Origin of the sequence: Promicromonospora umidemergens (assembly GCF_024171995.1) — a bacterium.
In the GTDB taxonomy this organism is placed as follows: Bacteria; Actinomycetota; Actinomycetes; order Actinomycetales; family Cellulomonadaceae; genus Promicromonospora; species Promicromonospora umidemergens.
This window is the reverse complement of sequence record NZ_JAMTCT010000021.1, coordinates 33,603-48,810: the sequence shown is the minus strand read 5'-3', so window position 1 is coordinate 48,810 and position 15,208 is coordinate 33,603. Positions and strand designations below refer to the sequence as shown.

Sequence of the window (15,208 nt, the reverse complement as noted above, 5' to 3'; positions counted from 1 at the left end):
GAACGGTTGCCGAAGAACTTCACTTCGGCCGTGCAGCCATGCGGCTCTACATCGCCCAGCCGTCCCTGAGCCATCAGATCCGCAAGCTCGAGGAGACCTTGGAGACGCCGCTCTTCGTCCGCTCGAGCCGTCGGGTGCAGCTCACCGCAGCGGGCCGGACACTGGTTCACGAGGCGCCGAAGGCGTTGGCCGCTCTGGAGCAGGCAGTGCAGCGCACCCGGCTTGCGGGGTCAGGCATCGCGACGACGATCCGACTGGGTTACACCCCGGTCGCGAACTTCGGCACGTTCACCGTGCTCCTGGACGCGCTCCAGGAAGAGCACCCCGACCTCATGTTCGATGCTCGAGAGACCTTCAGCGCCGAGATCCCCGAACGGCTCTGCGCCGGCGACCTCGATATCGGTCTCGCCCTCTCACCGCAGCCCCTCGACGGGGTAGGCGGTGAGATCCTGCGCCGGGAGGCTGTCTCCGCACTCCTGAGCACGCGTCACCGTCTCGCCGTGGCGCCGAAGATCCCGCTGGCGGACCTGCGCGACGAGACGCTGCTGCTCTTTCCCCGCCGTCTGGCCCCTGCGTACTACGACCGCATCGTCGCCGCGTGCCACGAGGCGGGCTTCGCACCCGAGATCTGCGCGTTCGAGGACCCACCGGTGAACGCCATGCTCGCCCGGCTCTCCGGCGGGCGCGAGGTCGGGCTGGCTCCCGCGTCGTTCGCCGAGCACGCCGCGATGGCCGGCACCAGCGTCACCGCTCGCGACGTCGTCGATCCGCAGATCGCCGCCGACCTCTCGGTGCTGTGGCCGACGAACGACATGTCGCCCGCCATCGCGAGCGTCCTGGCCACCGCCCGACGGTGCGCCGAACGCCATGGATGGCTGCGCAGCCCCACCATGTAGCAGGACGCAGAGGGTCACGGCGGTGTGTTCCCCAGCACCGTGTCCATTCCGTTACTGTTGGGCACGCTATGACCCTGACACGTGCCGTTCGCTCGCAGCTCGCCGATCCTCGGCGAGAGCCGGCGAGCATCCTGGCGGTCATTTTCGTCGTGCTCGCCGTCCTGGGCTTGCAGGTCCTGTGCGGCATCCATCTGGACGCCGCACACCACGGGCCGGGCGAGCCCGGCCACCATGGCGGGCACGTGGACGCAGCGGTCGGGCAGCAGGCGACCGCAGCCGCTGTAGGCACCCCGGACCGGGTCACGGGGGCGGACCCCGGACACCACGGCGGCCACCACGGTGATGGCGGGAGCCACTGCTCGGAAGACCGCACGGCGACCGCTCGGTACGAACGGACACTGTCGCCCTTCCCTGACCTCACCGGAGCCCCGGATCTCGCCCAGCAGTGGCTCGTCCCCGGCATCACGCACGACGCCCCTCGGGTTCCGTCGGGCGTGGCCGTAGCGGACGCGCCGTCACTGCACGCCCTGGGGATCTCCCGGACGTAGACCACCACCTCCCGTCGACACCATCCCATCAGGGTGTCGACCCGGTTCAGCGCGCCCCGAACCGAGGTGCGCGTGTGGTTCTACTCCGATCCGAAAGGTCCCAGCTTTCATGGAGCCCAGCTTCAACCCGACCCCGACCGTGCGCGGCCGTGGTCGTCATCGGGCGGCACACCGCCCCGTCCTGACCGGCGTCGCCCGGGCCGCCACCGAGCAGGCCACCGCCTTCGCGGGCCGCACGGCGGTGGTCGCAGCGGCCGGTTCCGGCGTGCTGCTGTCTCTGGTCGCCGCACCGGCCCACGCAGCGCCGGCAACCTCGTCGGTCAGTGCCTCGCTGGCCGGCAGCCCTGTCAACGGCGTGCTCGACGCGAGCGAGCTCAACGCCCTCACCGACCAGGCCCGCCAGGCGGTAGCAGCGGCCACCGTGGTCACCGTCGCGCCCGACGCCGAGCTGAAGGTCGAGACGGCTGCCGTCTCGGTCGTCTCGGCCGAGGAGAACGAGGAGTACCAGGCGGAGCTCGCCGCAGAGGCCGAGGCAGAGGCCGAGGCGGAGGCTGCAGCGGAGGCCGCTGCCGCCGCCGAGGCCGCTGCCGTGGACATCCCCGCCTCGGCAGCAGGTTCGGCCGTCGTGTCGATCGGGATGCGGTACCTGGGTGTGCCGTACCTGTGGGGTGGGTCGACCCCGTCGGGATTCGACTGCTCCGGGTTCACCTCGTACGTGTTCGCGCAGGTCGGGATCGACCTGCCCCGCACCTCTTCGGAGCAGCGGTACGCGGGGACCGAGGTGCCCTGGTCCGAGGCGCAGGCCGGCGACCTGATCTGGTCGCCCGGCCACATCTCGATCTACGCCGGTGACGGCATGCAGATCGAGGCACCTGTCCCGGGCCAGTCCGTCCGGTACACCGAGGTCTGGCAGTCCAACCCGATCGTCCTGCGGGTCGGCTGACGCCTCTGGCGTGAGGGGCGGGCCCGCGCCCGCCCCTCACGCCAGACGGCCGACCGCGTAGTGGGCCGTCTCGTGCTAGTTTCAGGGTCCGCCGTGCAGCACCGCGTACCGAGGAGGTGAGACCGATCAACACACAGACAGGTCGGAGCTCCCTCCCTCGCATGGCCTAGGGAGCGCCCGCAGAAGGCTCTCGAAAGGCTCGATCGCTATGCGCTTCAACTCTCCGACGTCGTCCGACGGCGTCCGCGAACAGATCTTCCAGCTCGGTGACGTCCCCGGCGTGCTGTGGACGCCGCAGGACGCGATCGGCCCACGTCCCCTGATCCTGCTGGGGCACGGTGGTGGCCAGCACAAGAAAGCACCGGGTGTCGTGTTCCGGGCCCATCGGTTCGTCACCGAGCTCGGCTTCGCCGCCGTCGCCGTCGACGTGCCCAACCACGGCGACCGGACCGACGAGCAGTACGACCGCGTCGTCGACGAGAACCGGGCGCGCGTGGCGGCGGGCGAGGATCCCTCGTCCGTGATCGCCGGCTTCCAGGAGCTGGCCGCGCGTCAGACCGTGCCCGAGTGGCGCGCGGTCCTCGACGCCGTCCAGGAGCTCGACCACGTGGGCACCGGCCCGGTGGGCTACTGGGGTGTCTCGCTGGGCTGCGGGCTCGGGGTGCCGTTCGTCGCCGCGGAACCGCGGGTGACGGCAGCCGTGCTCGGCCTCGGCGGTGCCTTCGGGGCAGCGGCCGACCTCGCGCGGAGGATCACCGTGCCGGTGGAGTTCCTCGTGCAGTGGGACGACGAACGCGTCCCGCGCGACCGGTCCCTTGCCCTGTTCGACGCGCTGGGATCGGCGGAGAAGACCCTGCACGCCAACCCGGGCAAGCACGCGGACCGGCTGCCGCTCCACGAGCTGGACAGCACTACCCGGTTCTTCGCCCGGCATCTGACTCAGCAGGGCTGAGCACCGCCGGGGTGCTCGGCCCGGCGCAGGCGATGCCGGGCGCCATGGCCCCCAGGCCATGACACCCGGCACCGCGGTCGGAGCCGGCGTCGCCGTTCTCGCCGGTCAGTCCTGCACGAGCTTCGCGAAGACGATCACGTTGTCCAGGTGGCGCCCCGCGTCCTTGTCGAAGGTGCCACCGCAGGTGATGACCCGTAGCTCCGGGCCATCGGTCGCGCCGTAGACGTCGATGCGAGGGAAGTCGTCCTTCGGACTGCTCTTGACCTCGGTCACCTCGAAGGTCGCGGTGGTGCCGTCGGCCCGGTCGACCTCGATGAGGTCGCCCTTGCGGGTGTCGCCCAGCTCGAAGAAGACCGAGGGAGCGTAGCCGGTCCCGGTGACGTGCCCCTCGAGGACGGCGGGGCCGACCTCTCCGGGCGTCGGCGACCCGTCGTACCACGCGACCTCGTTGTAACGCTCCCCGGTGGGGACCTGGAGCTTGCCCTCTGCGTCGAGGCCGAGCCCGTGGACCGGTGACTCGACGTCGATGCCCGGGATGCGTACCGCCACGGGCGGTGAGGCCGACAGGGGCTGCACCGCGGACGCAGGGGACGAGCCCTCAGCGTCCGGCTCCGGCGTCGATGACGCCGACGGCTGGGTGGCCCCGTCCTTCGGAGCCGTGCTCGACGCGGGCGGCTCCTCCTGCGTCGTGCTGCTCGCCGCTGGGGGTGCTGGTGGTGCCTCCACCTGCTGGGTCGCGGCCCACGTGACGGCTCCGCCACCGACGACGATCAGGGCGGCGCACGCCGCCACCACCACTGTGTGGCGGCGGCGGCGTGCGCTGTGCTGCCCGAATCCCATGTGCGTCAGTTGGTGGCGCGGCGACGGGCGGCGAAGAGGCCGAGACCGCCGAGGCCCAGGGCCAGGGTGCCGAAGGCGAGCGCGGTCGGGTACTCGATGCCCGCCGTGTTGGCGCCACCGGTCTCGACGCCACCGTGCGGCATGCTCATCTGAGCGGCGTTGAGCTCACCGCAGGCGGCCGGGTCGGTCGCCTCGGACGGAAGCTCCGGGTCGAGGTCCGACTTCGTGTCGCCGTCGTACTTGCCGGAGCCGTCGTGGTCGACACCGTGGACGACGACCACGCCGTCGCCGGCGGCGATCTGCTGCGCCATCTCCTCGGAGACCTCGATGGTCCGCGAGTAGGAGTAGCTGCCCTCGGCGGGGAAGTCCGCGACGTCGAGCCCGTGCTCGGCGCCGGTCATGCCCGGCTCCTTCGTCAGCGACACCGCGACGGCGCCGTACTGGTCGGCCGCGTCGCTGACCTGCAGGGCGCCCTCGAAGCCGTTGCCCTCCTGGTCGTTCGCCGGGCAGACGTTCTGCCCACCGATGTGGATGTGCTGGGCGTGCGGTGCACCGTCGAGCAGGCCCTGCGTCTCGAGGCTGATCTCGACGTTGGTGCCGTCGACCTTGGCCCACGCGGTGCCGGAGGCACCCGAGTCGTTGAGCTGGCTGAGCTCGGCGGTGAGCTCACCGCCGTGGTCGTCGGCGCTGGCAGGCCCGGCTGCCAGGGGCAGGCCGACGAGGGCGACGCTGGCCGCGATGGCCGCGAGTCGTGTCTTACGCATGAGGAATCCTCCTGTGTACCGGCGACGAGGTGCCGCCTGTTGTTGGGCATCGGGGGTTCGGAGCGGTGGGCCGGTCCGGATGGGTCCAGGACAAGAAAAATGTGACGAACCTGCCTTAGGCCTGGTCAGGGCGCTTTAATCCGATGTGGCTCTGGCGTCGCGCGCGGGGCTAGGCTGCTTCCGACTCGAGTCCGCGACACCGTCTCGTCCCGAGATGACGGCGTCGGATGATCACGACCTGGAGAGCAGCCGGATGGACACCCGCGACGATCACGCGACGCGTGCGCGTGTCCTGCGTGGTGGTCTCGCGGGAGTGTCGGCGACGCTCGTCGCCCTGGCATCGCACCTCGCCGCCGGTGGGCAGCTGCCCGGCCCGCTGGGGATCGTCGTCCCGTTGGCGCTGTCGCTACCGGTCTGCATGGCCTGGGCCGGGCGGCAGCTGTCGTTGCCCAGGCTGTCCGCCTCGGTCGTGGCGAGCCAGCTGTTCTTCCACGTGCTGTTCATGCTGGGTACGCCCACGAACGCCGTCGCGCCGCCGGCCGGCCGGCAGGCCCACGCTGGGCACGAGGCGATGCACCTGGCGACCACGCCGGTCGTCCAGGAGGCCGGGCACGCTTCCGGCCTGGCGCACGCCGGTGCCACGATGTGGATCTGGCATGCCGTGGCGGCGGTGGTCACCATCACCGTCCTGTACCGCGGCGAGCTGATGCTGCTGCGCCTGCGCGAGCTCGCCGAGCGGATGGCCGCCTGGCTGCTGCGTGGGTGGGCCGTCCTGGAGGGCGCCCGCCCTTTCGTCGCTCCCCGGCTCCCGCGGGTGCTCGCCGAGACCTTCCGCCCGCTGCACCCGAGCACGCGGCTCACCCCCGTGTCCCGGAGAGGACCTCCCGCGCCGCACGCGGTCTGAGCTCTGCATCACCGGCACGCCACGTGCCGGTGTGCTGTTCCGTGCTCGCCCCACGGGGCGAGCGGGACCCGCGGGTCCCCTGTGCGCGCTGACGCCGTTCCTGGCGTCGGAGGAGAGGTTTGCCATGCCCCGATCCCGTCCGTTCCTGGCCGGGCTGGCGGTGGCTGTCGTCGCGGTGCTCGCGACAGCAGCTCCCGCGTCCGCCCACGACAAGCTGTTGTCCAGCGATCCAGCGCCCGACCAGGCGCTGCAGGAGGCGCCGTCCACGGTGGAGCTGACGTTCTCCGCCGATGTCCTGGACATGGGTGCCGCCATCGTGGTGGCGGACGCCGACGGCACCGACTGGGTGTCCGAGCCGCCGATGATCGACGGGCCGACGGTGACGGCGGCCCTCGATCAGGGGATGCCGGACGCCGGCTACGAGATCCGCTGGCGGGTCGTCTCGTCCGACGGACATCCCATCTCGGGGGTCGTGCCGTTCACCGTCGGTGACGGCGAGCCCGAGGACAGGGCGCCCGACGCCGGTCCTGCCGGCGTCGTCGGCGATGCCACGGCACCCGGTGCGGCAAGCACGCCGGACACCGGCGCCGACACACGGAGCAGTACACAGCCTCAGACCGCACAGGAGGACGAGGGGCCACTCCGGGCCGTCCTCGTCGGTGCGTGTGGCGCCGCCGTCGCGGTGGCGCTGCTCGTGCTCGTCCAGCTTCTTCGCCGCCGCGGATCCGCGAGCGGTGCCGGTTCGAGCGGGACCGACCCGCACGAGCCGGACGAACAGTGAAAGGCACTCCTATGTCTGCTTGGCTGACCACCTCTCGCCGCACGACCACGACCGGGCTCGGCCTGCTGCTTGCCGCGGCGGCGCTGACCCTGGCGGGCTGCGCCTCCGAGAGCCCAACGGTCGACGCCGCCCCCGGCGAAGGCCCCGACCAGAGCGTGGCCTTCTCCGACGGCTGGGTCAAGGCCGCCGATTCCGGGATGTCCGCGGCGTTCGGTGCGCTCACGAACGCCGGCTCCGACGACGTCACCGTCGTCTCCGCCACCACCGAGGCGTCGTCGATGCTCGAGCTCCACGAGACCGTGGCGAACGAGTCCGGCGAGATGATCATGCGGGAGATCGAGGGCGGGTTCGTCATCCCCGCCGGCGACACGCTCAGCCTGGAGCCCGGTGGCAACCACATCATGCTGATGGACCTCAGCGACCCGCTGGAGGCAGGCGAGGAGGTCACCTTCACGCTCACGTTCGCCGACGACTCGACCTACGAGTTCGCGGCACCCGTCAAGGACTACTCCGGGGCGAACGAGAGCTACGAGGGCGGGGAGCCCGAGATGGACATGGGCTCCGACAGCATGGGCTCCGACAGCACGGGCACGGACGGCTGATGCCCGCGCCCGACAAGGGCGCGCGGTCCGGCCGTAACGGGATGTCCGGGCCGACCCGGCGACAGCTCCTCCTCGGAGGGGCTGTCGCCGGCGTCGGCGCGGCGGCCGCCATCGGCACCGACCACGCCCTGAGCTCCACGACCTCGTCGGCAGGCGAGCCGTCCGTACCCCTGAACGGCCAGGAGACGGTGCCGTTCCACGGCACGCACCAGGCGGGCATCGACACCGCTGCCCAGGCCAACGGGCTGTTCGTCGCGCTCGACCTGCTCGACGGGACCGACCGCGGCGACCTGGTGCGGATGATGCGCATCCTCACCGACGACGCCGCTCGCCTCACCCAGGGGGTCCCAGCCCTGGCGGACTCCGAACCGGAGCTGGCACTGTCCCCGGCCAGGCTGACCGTCACGTTCGGGTTCGGGCCCGGGTTCGTCGCCCGCGCCCAGGGTCAGGCACCGGCCTGGCTGAAGGCGTTGCCGTCGTTCACGGTCGACCGGCTGTTGCCCGAGTTCTGCGACGGCGACCTGCTGCTCCAGATCGCGGCGGACGACCCGCTGACCGTCGCGCACGCAGCACGCATGCTGCTCAAGGACGCCCGCAGCTTCGCGTCGGTGCGCTGGAGCCAGCAGGGCTTCCGGCGCGCGCACGGCACGGTCAAGCCGGGCACCACCATGCGCAACCTGTTCGGTCAGGTGGACGGCACGTCCAACCCGAGCCCTGGCACCACGGACTTCGACCGGGTCGTCTGGAACGCCGAGGGGTGGCTGGCCGGTGGCACGAGCGCAGTCGTGCGTCGCATCGGCATGGACCTGGACAAGTGGGACCGGCTCGACCGTGGCGGCCGCGAGCAGTCCGTGGGCCGGTATCTGTCCGACGGCGCGCCCCTGACCGGCACGGACGAGCTCGACGAACCCGACTTCGCGGCCACGACACCGATCGGGTTCCCGGTGATCCCGGAGTTCTCGCACCTGCGCAGGGCGCGCAGCGAGAACGAGGCGGAGCGGATCTTCCGGCGTGCCTACAACTACGACGAGCGGCCCACGGGGGAGGGTGTCTCCAGGTCCGGGCTGATCTTCGTGTCGTTCCAGGCCGACGTGGAGCGCCAGTTCGTCCCCATCCAGCGGCGCCTGGACCAGCTCGATCTCCTCAACGAGTGGACGGTTCCGGTCGGCTCGGCGGTCTTCGCCATCCCGCCGGGATGTTCCGAGGGCGGGTTCGTCGGTGACGCGCTGCTCACCTGAACAGGTCGAGCAGCTGCGCATGCAGGTCCAGGAGGTTCGTCGCCCGCAGGTCGAACGTGTCGCCAGGACCGGGCGGATCGCCGTCGGCGCGGGGGACGTACGCCGTCCGCATCCCCGCCGCGGCGGCCGCTCGCAGGTCCCACCCGTGTGCGGCGACCATGAAGGGCACGCCCGAGTCGGCTGGTGTGCTGGCCATCGCCACCTCGTACACCTCAGGACCTGGCTTGTAGGTACCAGCGTCCTGCGCCGACAGCACCTGGTGCCAACGCAGCCCCGCGTGGGTGCTGAGCCCCGCAAGAACCCGGCGGCTCGCGTTCGACAGGCCGAGCACCGTGCAGTCGGCCGCGAGCAGCTCCAGCCCCGCGACGGTGTCCGGCCAGGGTTCCAACCACTCCGACGCGTCGGCGAGACGATCGGCGTCGTCGGCGGACAGGAGGCGCTCGCTGACCAGCAGGCTCAAGGCCTCCCGATCCAGCTCATGGCTGGGCTCGAACGCGCGCCGCCCCTCGACGATCGCGCGCTCCTGCTCGGCGACGTGCCCCAGCCAGCGGCGGGCGACCTCCGCCGCCGCGCCGCTGTCGGCTCCGGTCCGTGCGGACACGCGCCGCTCCATGCTCCCGGTCTGGTCGACCAGCGTGCCCAGGACGTCGAAGACGACGGTCGGCCGGACCGTCCCCGTGGTCGCAGGTTCCATGTCTCCACCGTAGACGAGTGCGGTGACGGTCGGGCTGTGGTGCGGCAGGCTCCGGGCTGACTTTCGTTCAGCAGGCGCGAGCGAGCCGTATACCCCCGGATAACGGCCGCCTCGAGCCTGCTGAACCCGGGTCAGCAGGCAGTGCTGCGCAGGCCGCGGAGCGTGTACTCGAGGCGCCGGCGGTAGCCGTCGCGGGGCTGCTGGGCGCAGGAGCGGGCGATGATCCCGCGCTCCCAGATGAGGAGGTAGACGTCCTCGGCGGTGACGTCGTCCCGGATCACGCCGGTCGCCTGGGCGTCGCCGAGCAGGTTTCCCGCGACCTCGTTCGCGTGCTCGCACAGCGCGGCCACCGGCTCGGAGCCGGGCAGAGAGCGCAGCAGGACGTCGTTGGCGGCGGGCTCGTCGTACTGGAGCAGCCAGATCTGCCGCAGGTAGCTCTCGAACCGTTCGACGGGGTCCTCGATGGCGCTCACCGCCGTGATGATGCCCTTGATGCGTTCGGCGACCAGCTCCTCGACCACCGCGTCGATCAGCCCTTGCCGGCCACCGAACCGGTGATAGATGGTGCCCTTGCTGACGCCCGCCGCGCGCGCGACCTCGTCGAGCGGGCTGTTCAGCCCGTTCGCGCGGAACACGTCGAGGGCAGCCAGGCGGATGCCCTCGACGTTGCGCCGCGCGTCGGCGCGCAGGCGCGGGGGGTCCGCCGTCATCGGCCCGCGCCGGCCGATGTGGTGCCGGCGGCGGCGGGCGAGCCGACGGTCTCGGTCCAGCTCGTGTCGAGGGCCTGCAGGAACGCCTCGACCGGCTGTGCGCCCGAGACGGCGTACTTGCCGGCGAACACGAAGAAGGGCACGCCCTGGATGCCGTACTGCCGGGCCTGCTCGATGTCCGCCTCGACGGCGTCGGCGAACTGCCCGCTCGTCAGGGCGGCGAGCGCGGCGTCGCGGTCCAGGCCGACGTCGGCGGCCAGGTCGCCAAGGACCTGGTGGTCCGCCACGTTGAGCCCTTCGGTGAAGTAGGCCTGGAACAGCCGCTGGACCAGCTCGTGCTGCTTGCCCTGCGTCGCCGCGAAGTGGCTGAGCTGGTGCGCGGTGCGCGTGCCGACGGCCTGGGCCTGCTCGAGGCGGTAGTCCAGCCCGATCTGCCGGGCACGCTCGGCGACCTGGTCGTTCATCGCCTGCGCCTGCTCGCGCGGGAGGCCGTGCTTGGCCGACAGCAGCTCGGTCGGGCTGACCGGGGCGTCGTCGTCGGACAGCTCCGGCATCAGGAGGAAGCTGTGGTACCGGACCTCGACGCCGGAGGCGTGCGGGAACTTCTCCAGCGCCTGCGCCAGGAGCGTGTCGCCCATGTAGCAGAACGGGCACATCACGTCGCTCCACACGTCGACCACCAGCCGGTCCGCCGCCTGGCCGAAGGCCTCGCCGGCCATCAGGAGCACACTCCGTCCACGTCGCAGACGCCGAACGACTCGCCCGTGGGCAGCAGCTCGAACGGTGACGGGGTGGTCGGGCCGCCGTCGACGGCCTCAGGTGCCTTCTCCACGGGGACGTCGGCCACCGGGGCCGACTCTGCGATCGCATTACTTGACGTCATGGTCAAGAACCCTAGGTCGAACTTGACCGCGACGTCAAGATCCCGTCCGCTCTGGTGCGCCACCTCGGGTGGGCGTGCTCGTCGCGCCTCGAGCCGCGACGATCACGCCCACGGCCAAGAGGGTCAGTCGAGGATCGCGTAGGCCTCGACCTCGACCAGCACGTCGGGCTCGAACAGGTAGTCGACGCCGATGGCGGAGAGTGGCGGCAACGGCTGTGGGAGCGCCAGCTCCTCGGTCACGCTCGCGATGCCCGCCATGAAGTCGTCGATCTTCTCGGGGCTCCAGCGGGTGACGAAGAACCGGAGGCGCACGACGTCGGAGAAGGTCGCTCCGGCTGCCGCGAGCCCGCGGGCCGTGTTGCGCAGCACCTGCGCCACCTGGCCGGCGAGGTCGTCCGTCGCGATGTGGTTCGCCTCGGCGTCGCGGGCGATCTGGCCCGCCACGTGCACATGGCGGCTGCCGGTGCCGATCGAGACGTGGTGGTAGGGAACTGGCTGGAACATGCCTTCGGGGGTGAGCAGCTGCACGGTCATGGGAGGTCCCTTCGCTGGCGGGTCAAGCAGGTATCCCATGTGTACCTGGTGTCCGAAGGGAACTTCAACGAGACTAGGTTTCATGCCGGATACCACCGAACCTGCCGAGCGCATCCAGATCTCCGTCCACCATCGAGAGCTGCTCGACCAGGTCCTCGACAAGTGGTCGCTGCAGGTGCTCGACGAGCTGTGCGAGCAGCCCCTGCGGTTCAACGAGCTGCGCCGGTCGATCCCCGTGGTGACGCAGAAGTCGCTGACGGCGACACTGCGGCGCCTCGAGCGCAACGGGATGGTCGACCGCGTCGTGGTGAGCTCACGTCCGGTCGCCGTCGAGTACCGCATCGCCTCGCTCGGCCGGTCGATCCAGGAACTCATCGACGCGCTGTTCCACTGGAGCACCGAGCACATGTCCGACGTCGAGCGCGCACGCGCGCGGTTCGACGACGAGGGCTGAGCGGCCCGGCGCCGTCGGCTCGGCGCCGTCGGCTCAGCCGTTCCGGGCCGCGATGGACAGCAGCGATTCCAGCTGTGGCAGCGGTGCCCCACCCGGCGAGCGGATGGCGCGCAGCTCGCGGACGAAGCGCAGCCCCTTGACGGGGACGCGGACCAGCCGCCCTGCCGTCAGGTCGTCCCGGACCGCCAGGATGCTGAGCACGGCCGGTGCCGCACCGGAGGCGACGGCCGTGCGGACGGCGGCGGTCGTCGGCAGCTCGGCCAGCGGGTCCGGGATCTCGTGCCCGGCGTCGGCCAGGATCTGCTCCGCGCTGAGCCGGGTGCCGGAGCCCTTCTCGCGTGTGACGAGCGGCGTGCGCGCGAGCTCGGCGGCGCTCACGCCGCGGCGTCGGGCCCAGGGGTGCTGTGGTGCGACGACGACGACCAGCTCGTCCTTGGCGACCGTGGTGGTGAGGAGGCCGGGAATCTCCGTCGGCGTCTCGACGAAGCCGAGCTGGTGGCTGCGGTCGGTGACCAGCTCGATGGCGTGCGTGCTGTTCGTGGCGGTCACGGAGACGGCGTGCTCGGCGTGGTCCCGTCCTCGGAGCGTCATGAGCCAGCGGGGGAGCAGGTACTCGGCGACCGTGAGGCTCGCGGCGATGGCCAGGGGCTTGGCGTGCTCTGCCACGCGCAGTGCGGCGACGCCGGCGTCGAACCGGTCGGCGGCCTCCACGGTCTCGGCGGCCCACTGCGCCGCCATGGTGCCGTCGAGCGTGAGCGAGCTGCCGCGTGGCCCGCGGACCAGGAGTGTGACCCCCAGCTGCCGCTCGAGCCGGCGCATCCGGGTCGAGGCCGCCTGCTGGGTGATCCCGAGCGTCCGGCTGGCTGCGGTGATCGACCCGACCTCCGCGATCGCCGAGAGGAGCCGGAGCGACGGTAGGTCCACCCCGCTCCCAGCTACAACGTGAGGTTGTGGTTCCACAATGAGATTGAGGATACCGGGCGAGCAGGACCGTGGGGAGACTGAGGCGTATGGCCCGCTTCAGCATCGCCCACGTGACCCCGAACTGGTTCGCCTCCGTGATGGGTACGGGGATCGTCGCCACCTCCGCCGTGACGCTGCCGGTGCAGTTCCCGGGCCTGCGCCAGGGCGCGCTCGGAGTCTGGCTGCTCGCGTCGGCGATGCTCGTCTTCTTCCTTGTCGCCACGCTGCTGCACTGGGTGCGGCACCCCGTGGCCGCGCGCGCACATCACTCCGACCCGGTGATGGCGCACTTCTACGGCGCGCCGCCGATGGCGCTGCTCACGGTGGGCGCCGGGACGCTCCTCGTCGGGCGCGACGTGGTGGGGCTCGAGGCCGCCGTCGTGATCGACACGGTGCTCTGGTCCGCCGGGACCATCGGCGGGCTGGTCAGCGCGGTCGCGGTGCCGTACCTCGCGTTCACACGCCACCAGAACCCGGCCGACGCCGCGTTCTCCGGATGGCTCATGCCGGTCGTGCCGCCCATGGTGTCCGCCGCCACGGGGGCGCTCCTGCTGCCGTACCTCCCACCGGGGGAGGCACGCGAGACGATGCTCCTGGCGTGCTACGCGATGTTCGGGCTGAGCCTGATCGCGTCGCTGGTGATCATTCCCCAGCTCTGGAGCCGCCTGATGCACCATCAGGTGGGCGCGAGCAGGATGGTCCCCACCCTGTGGATAACGCTCGGCCCGCTCGGCCAGTCGGTCACCGCCGCGAACCTGCTGGCGGCCAACGCCGCCGGTACGTTCGGGGCGAGCTTCGAACGCGGGCTGATGTACTTCGCCATCGTCTTCGGGGTCTCGGTGCTGGGCTTCGCCCTGATGTGGGCCGCCATCGCCACCGCGATCACGGTACGCGCCGCCGTCCGGGGACTGCCGTTCTCGTTGACCTGGTGGTCGTTCACCTTCCCCGTCGGCACCTGTGTCACCGCGACCGCAGGGCTGGCCGTCCACACTGGGCTGACGGCGCTGGTGGTGCTGTCCGTGCTGCTCTTCGTGGGTCTGGTGGCGGCGTGGGTGACCGTCGCCGTCCGGACCGCCTGGGACAGCCTCGGGGGTCGGCGGGCCGTGCTGACGGCGGTGCCGGAGCCGGCCGAGGCGCTCGGCGCAGCGCGCGCCATGACCACCGTGGGTTGAGGGTCCGTGCGGACCGCTGCTCGGCCGGGTGGCCGCGGTCAGCGGTGCAGGGCGTCGACCCCGGCCGCGGGAGCCCAGGACAGGGCACGGAGGCAGCCCGACCGGATGTCGTCGAGGTGCGCGGCGAGCTTCGCCGGGGCATCACGGTTGAGGCCCTGGCGCACCGCCGTCAGGCCGGGGCCCAGGCGGAGGTGCAGGCCCCAGGTCAGGTGCGCGGTGGCGAACCCGAGGGCCGCGGCGGGGCCGAGGTCGGTACCGGCAAGGTCCCTGACCGCCCGGCCGTAGGCCTCCAGCAGGGCGGGCTCGTCCAGCTCACCGTTGCCGCCGAAGGCGCGGTAGAGCGACACGAAGGTGCCCAGGTCGAAGCCCACCGGGCCGACGCCGACGTGCTCCCAGTCGATGAGGGCGAGGGCACCGTACGGGTCCAGGCCGGCGTTGCGGGGCGTGAGGTCACCGTGCACCAGCGTCATGGGCAGCTCCGCGGCACGTGCGCCCAGGTCCTCGGCCGCGTCCAGGCAGGCGTGCAGGCTGTGCACCTGCTCGGGGCTGAACAGCGCCCGGAGCCGCGCGTCGTCGGCCAGCGCATCGAGGTTGCCGTGGCCTGCCGGAACGTGATGGGCATAGGCGGCGTAGCCCGCCAGCTCCAGCCAGGGAGCGTCGAGCAGGCCGGGCCGCACGGATCCCGGGACGTACAGCAGCGCGGTGCGCCGGGCGGCGGTCGTTGCGGAGCCGGGCGTCCAGCTCTGCTGCAGGACGGCGCCGATGTCGCGCATGACGAGCCAGGTGAGGTCGTGGTGCCTGAACACCGTCGCGGCCGGTGGCGTCGTCAGCCCGCTTGGGAGCAGGTCGGAGATGCCACTGGCGTAGAAGTGCGCCTCACGGCGGTCCAGCAGGCGGTCGCACGAGTCCAGCAGCGTCTGGCGACCCCAGCCGAGGATCTTGACGATCCACGGGGAGGCGGAGGCGTGCGGCGGCGCTACGCTCGCCCGGAGGACCGCCGCCTGGCCGAGACCGGTCGACAGGTCCCGCACGGAGAGCACCCGCGCGCCGGCGCCCCAGGGGCCGTCGTACGAGGCCAGTGCGGCCTCGACCGTGTCGGCGTCGGGCAGGACACGCTCGGTCATCAGGTTCCTCACGGCAACGGTGCTGTGGAGTCTCGGACGAAGGACATCCGACCACGACCGCGAGAACAATGAAATTCCGTTCTTGATGCGGATGTCGAGAGCCTGGCCCCCGCTCCGGCCCGTGCTGCGCCAGCACACGGACGAGGTGCTGCGACCTCTCGGGATCGACATGGCGCGGTACGCCTGGCTCCGAGCGCTCGACGACA

19 protein-coding genes and 1 pseudogene are annotated in these 15,208 nt (G+C 71.6%); 11 read left to right on the top strand and 9 right to left on the bottom strand.

Going from position 1 to position 15,208, the window contains the following annotated elements:
• Positions 1-14 precede the first annotated feature (14 nt).
• The 5 genes and pseudogenes from APR04_RS30730 to APR04_RS24410 all read left to right on the top strand — a co-directional run.
• Positions 15-146 (top strand): annotated as a pseudogene (locus APR04_RS30730) (LysR family transcriptional regulator); the annotation flags it as partial.
• Positions 135-896 (top strand): LysR family substrate-binding domain-containing protein, encoded by a 762-nt coding sequence (locus APR04_RS24425; RefSeq protein ID WP_308292394.1) that lies wholly within the window; start codon positions 135-137, stop codon positions 894-896. The pseudogene APR04_RS30730 and the gene APR04_RS24425, both read left to right, overlap by 12 nt.
• A 68-nt stretch (positions 897-964) precedes the next feature.
• Entirely contained in the window at positions 965-1,444 is a 480-nt protein-coding gene (locus tag APR04_RS24420; RefSeq protein ID WP_253875495.1) for a hypothetical protein, read from the top strand.
• Between the two features lie 109 nt (positions 1,445-1,553).
• Positions 1,554-2,387, top strand: a complete 834-nt coding sequence (locus tag APR04_RS30725; RefSeq protein ID WP_301312943.1) for a C40 family peptidase — start codon at positions 1,554-1,556, stop codon at positions 2,385-2,387.
• Between the two features lie 208 nt (positions 2,388-2,595).
• Entirely contained in the window at positions 2,596-3,339 is a 744-nt protein-coding gene (locus tag APR04_RS24410; protein ID WP_253875493.1) for a dienelactone hydrolase family protein, read from the top strand.
• Positions 3,340-3,444: 105 nt separating this feature from the next.
• Here the strand turns inward: APR04_RS24410 and APR04_RS24405 are convergent, their stop codons facing one another.
• Together APR04_RS24405 and APR04_RS24400 are read right to left on the bottom strand one after the other, a co-directional pair.
• Positions 3,445-4,179, bottom strand: coding sequence for a class F sortase (locus APR04_RS24405; RefSeq protein ID WP_253875490.1), 735 nt, complete (start codon positions 4,177-4,179; stop codon positions 3,445-3,447).
• 5 nt (positions 4,180-4,184) lie between these two features.
• Positions 4,185-4,943, bottom strand: coding sequence for a CHRD domain-containing protein (locus APR04_RS24400; RefSeq protein ID WP_253875488.1), 759 nt, complete (start codon positions 4,941-4,943; stop codon positions 4,185-4,187).
• A 214-nt stretch (positions 4,944-5,157) separates the two neighbouring features.
• On the opposite strand from APR04_RS24400, the gene APR04_RS24395 reads away from it, so the two are divergent.
• The 4 genes from APR04_RS24395 to APR04_RS24380 all read left to right on the top strand — a co-directional run bounded on the left by APR04_RS24395 (position 5,158) and on the right by APR04_RS24380 (position 8,468).
• Positions 5,158-5,847 (top strand): hypothetical protein, encoded by a 690-nt coding sequence (locus tag APR04_RS24395; protein WP_253875486.1) that lies wholly within the window; start codon positions 5,158-5,160, stop codon positions 5,845-5,847.
• 124 nt (positions 5,848-5,971) lie between these two features.
• A complete protein-coding gene (locus APR04_RS24390) occupies positions 5,972-6,628 on the top strand; it encodes a copper resistance CopC family protein (RefSeq protein WP_253875483.1) in 657 nt (218 codons plus the stop codon).
• An 11-nt stretch (positions 6,629-6,639) separates the two neighbouring features.
• On the top strand, positions 6,640-7,230 hold the full coding sequence (locus APR04_RS24385) for a copper chaperone PCu(A)C (RefSeq protein ID WP_253875480.1): 591 nt from the start codon (positions 6,640-6,642) through the stop codon (positions 7,228-7,230).
• Entirely contained in the window at positions 7,230-8,468 is a 1,239-nt protein-coding gene (locus APR04_RS24380) for a Dyp-type peroxidase (RefSeq protein ID WP_253875477.1), read from the top strand. Before APR04_RS24385 ends, APR04_RS24380 begins: the two co-directional genes overlap by 1 nt.
• Here APR04_RS24380 and APR04_RS24375 read toward each other — a convergent pair.
• The 5 genes from APR04_RS24375 to APR04_RS24355 all read right to left on the bottom strand — a co-directional run bounded on the left by APR04_RS24375 (position 8,461) and on the right by APR04_RS24355 (position 11,289).
• Positions 8,461-9,162 (bottom strand): haloacid dehalogenase type II, encoded by a 702-nt coding sequence (locus APR04_RS24375; RefSeq protein ID WP_253875474.1) that lies wholly within the window; start codon positions 9,160-9,162, stop codon positions 8,461-8,463. The genes APR04_RS24380 and APR04_RS24375 overlap by 8 nt on opposite strands.
• 131 nt (positions 9,163-9,293) lie before the next feature.
• Positions 9,294-9,872, bottom strand: a complete 579-nt coding sequence (locus APR04_RS24370; RefSeq protein WP_253875472.1) for a TetR/AcrR family transcriptional regulator — start codon at positions 9,870-9,872, stop codon at positions 9,294-9,296.
• Positions 9,869-10,591 (bottom strand): DsbA family oxidoreductase, encoded by a 723-nt coding sequence (locus APR04_RS24365; RefSeq protein ID WP_253875469.1) that lies wholly within the window; start codon positions 10,589-10,591, stop codon positions 9,869-9,871. Before APR04_RS24365 ends, APR04_RS24370 begins: the two co-directional genes overlap by 4 nt.
• Positions 10,591-10,755, bottom strand: coding sequence for a hypothetical protein (locus APR04_RS24360; protein ID WP_253875466.1), 165 nt, complete (start codon positions 10,753-10,755; stop codon positions 10,591-10,593). Before APR04_RS24360 ends, APR04_RS24365 begins: the two co-directional genes overlap by 1 nt.
• 123 nt (positions 10,756-10,878) lie before the next feature.
• The gene (locus APR04_RS24355) at positions 10,879-11,289 is read right to left on the bottom strand and encodes a RidA family protein (RefSeq protein ID WP_253875463.1); all 411 of its coding nucleotides are present in this window, start codon (positions 11,287-11,289) and stop codon (positions 10,879-10,881) included.
• Positions 11,290-11,371: 82 nt separating this feature from the next.
• Here APR04_RS24355 and APR04_RS24350 point away from each other — a divergent pair, with 82 nt between their 5' ends.
• Positions 11,372-11,743, top strand: coding sequence for a winged helix-turn-helix transcriptional regulator (locus APR04_RS24350; RefSeq protein ID WP_253875451.1), 372 nt, complete (start codon positions 11,372-11,374; stop codon positions 11,741-11,743).
• Positions 11,744-11,776: 33 nt separating this feature from the next.
• Here the strand turns inward: APR04_RS24350 and APR04_RS24345 are convergent, their stop codons facing one another.
• Positions 11,777-12,667, bottom strand: a complete 891-nt coding sequence (locus tag APR04_RS24345; protein WP_253875450.1) for a LysR family transcriptional regulator — start codon at positions 12,665-12,667, stop codon at positions 11,777-11,779.
• An 86-nt stretch (positions 12,668-12,753) separates the two neighbouring features.
• Between APR04_RS24345 and APR04_RS24340 the strand changes: the two genes are divergently transcribed.
• Positions 12,754-13,878 (top strand): TDT family transporter, encoded by a 1,125-nt coding sequence (locus APR04_RS24340; RefSeq protein ID WP_253875448.1) that lies wholly within the window; start codon positions 12,754-12,756, stop codon positions 13,876-13,878.
• Between the two features lie 38 nt (positions 13,879-13,916).
• On the opposite strand, the gene APR04_RS24335 is transcribed toward APR04_RS24340, so the two are convergent.
• On the bottom strand, positions 13,917-15,002 hold the full coding sequence (locus APR04_RS24335; RefSeq protein ID WP_253875445.1) for a phosphotransferase family protein: 1,086 nt from the start codon (positions 15,000-15,002) through the stop codon (positions 13,917-13,919).
• Positions 15,003-15,208: the final 206 nt, after the last annotated feature.

What these genes read in the sequence shown, in the direction of transcription:
- APR04_RS24420 (WP_253875495.1), top strand. Translation starts at nt 965, where the DNA reads ATGACCCTGACACGTGCCGTTCGCTCGCAGCTCGCCGATCCTCGGCGA.
- APR04_RS30725 (WP_301312943.1), top strand. Translation starts at nt 1,554, where the DNA reads ATGGAGCCCAGCTTCAACCCGACCCCGACCGTGCGCGGCCGTGGTCGT.
- APR04_RS24410 (WP_253875493.1), top strand. Translation starts at nt 2,596, where the DNA reads ATGCGCTTCAACTCTCCGACGTCGTCCGACGGCGTCCGCGAACAGATC.
- APR04_RS24405 (WP_253875490.1), bottom strand. Translation starts at nt 4,179, where the DNA reads ATGGGATTCGGGCAGCACAGCGCACGCCGCCGCCGCCACACAGTGGTG.
- APR04_RS24400 (WP_253875488.1), bottom strand. Translation starts at nt 4,943, where the DNA reads ATGCGTAAGACACGACTCGCGGCCATCGCGGCCAGCGTCGCCCTCGTC.
- APR04_RS24395 (WP_253875486.1), top strand. Translation starts at nt 5,158, where the DNA reads ATGACGGCGTCGGATGATCACGACCTGGAGAGCAGCCGGATGGACACC.
- APR04_RS24390 (WP_253875483.1), top strand. Translation starts at nt 5,972, where the DNA reads ATGCCCCGATCCCGTCCGTTCCTGGCCGGGCTGGCGGTGGCTGTCGTC.
- APR04_RS24385 (WP_253875480.1), top strand. Translation starts at nt 6,640, where the DNA reads ATGTCTGCTTGGCTGACCACCTCTCGCCGCACGACCACGACCGGGCTC.
- APR04_RS24380 (WP_253875477.1), top strand. Translation starts at nt 7,230, where the DNA reads ATGCCCGCGCCCGACAAGGGCGCGCGGTCCGGCCGTAACGGGATGTCC.
- APR04_RS24375 (WP_253875474.1), bottom strand. Translation starts at nt 9,162, where the DNA reads ATGGAACCTGCGACCACGGGGACGGTCCGGCCGACCGTCGTCTTCGAC.
- APR04_RS24370 (WP_253875472.1), bottom strand. Translation starts at nt 9,872, where the DNA reads ATGACGGCGGACCCCCCGCGCCTGCGCGCCGACGCGCGGCGCAACGTC.
- APR04_RS24365 (WP_253875469.1), bottom strand. Translation starts at nt 10,591, where the DNA reads ATGGCCGGCGAGGCCTTCGGCCAGGCGGCGGACCGGCTGGTGGTCGAC.
- APR04_RS24360 (WP_253875466.1), bottom strand. Translation starts at nt 10,755, where the DNA reads ATGACGTCAAGTAATGCGATCGCAGAGTCGGCCCCGGTGGCCGACGTC.
- APR04_RS24355 (WP_253875463.1), bottom strand. Translation starts at nt 11,289, where the DNA reads ATGACCGTGCAGCTGCTCACCCCCGAAGGCATGTTCCAGCCAGTTCCC.
- APR04_RS24350 (WP_253875451.1), top strand. Translation starts at nt 11,372, where the DNA reads ATGCCGGATACCACCGAACCTGCCGAGCGCATCCAGATCTCCGTCCAC.
- APR04_RS24340 (WP_253875448.1), top strand. Translation starts at nt 12,754, where the DNA reads ATGGCCCGCTTCAGCATCGCCCACGTGACCCCGAACTGGTTCGCCTCC.
- APR04_RS24335 (WP_253875445.1), bottom strand. Translation starts at nt 15,002, where the DNA reads ATGACCGAGCGTGTCCTGCCCGACGCCGACACGGTCGAGGCCGCACTG.